The sequence below is a fragment of the Salinicola socius genome (assembly GCF_001937195.1).
GTDB lineage: Bacteria > Pseudomonadota > Gammaproteobacteria > Pseudomonadales > Halomonadaceae > Salinicola > Salinicola socius.
In genome coordinates this window covers 1-950 of sequence record NZ_MSDO01000063.1, presented here as the reverse complement: position 1 = coordinate 950, position 950 = coordinate 1, and the positions used below count along the sequence as shown (strand labels likewise).

Annotated in this window: 1 protein-coding gene; it reads right to left on the bottom strand. The window is 59.1% G+C overall.

The annotated features are described in order from the left end of the window. Window positions 1-950: hypothetical protein (locus tag BTW07_RS19900; protein ID WP_208605443.1), on the bottom strand; the 950-nt coding region annotated here is incomplete at both ends.

Genomic DNA, 950 nt, shown 5'->3' with positions numbered 1-950 from the left:
AGGGAAGCCAGGAGGTGGCGGTGTCCCTGACGCTGTTCAACGCCGAACCGAGGATGCTGGAGTCGGACTCGAACAGATCCTGGTAGCGCTGGGTCAGTTCGCCCTGGATACCGTCGTTCTGGGTTTCGGCTTCGGCCATCAGGTCATCGCTGAGGCCCTGACCATCGAAGTCGGCCACGACATCATCGCCCGAGGGGGCGCCATCCTGATTGGTGAAGGTGTCGACGAGGTTATTGAAGCCATCGTTGATGGCCTTGCGAACGCTACCTATGGCATCGAGTACGGCACCTAGACCGTCGCCGTCATCGTTACCGCTGTCACTGTCGCCGCCAGAACTGCCACCGTCAGAGCCGCTATCGCCACCGGTCGAGCCACCTGACCCACTACCACCCCCCGATGAGCCGCCACCGCCAGAGCCACCACCGCTGCCGGAATCACCACCGGTTGAGCCGCCGTCAGAACCGCTACCACCACCGGTCGAGCCACCCGATCCACTGCCGCCCCCCGATGAGCCGCCACCGCCAGAGCCACCGCTGCCGGTATCAGAACCGCTATCGGTGCCGCCGCCAGAACTCCCGCCATCACTGCCGCCAGAGTTGCCACCGTTATCGGAGTCATCGATGACCTGCCCGTTTTGGTCGATATGGATCGTGTTAATGTCAGAGGACTGTCCTGTATAGCAGTAGGTATTAGAACCGGAGGTATAGGAGCCTTTAGAACAACTGGAAGGGTCGCTGGTTAATTGAAAGGGTGAGTCTGAGATAGTCGGTGCGTCGGAGTCGGGATTGTTGGTTTCACCCGTTGATTCAGCATTCCAGACGGTCGAACAATTTTCCGTGCCGGTGTCGTTACCATTCTCATCTTTATTGTTGGTGCAGAAAGTGACGCCGGGCGTCTGATAGAGTTTGCAAGCGCCCACATTCACGACCGCATTAGGAGAAAGTAGCGAT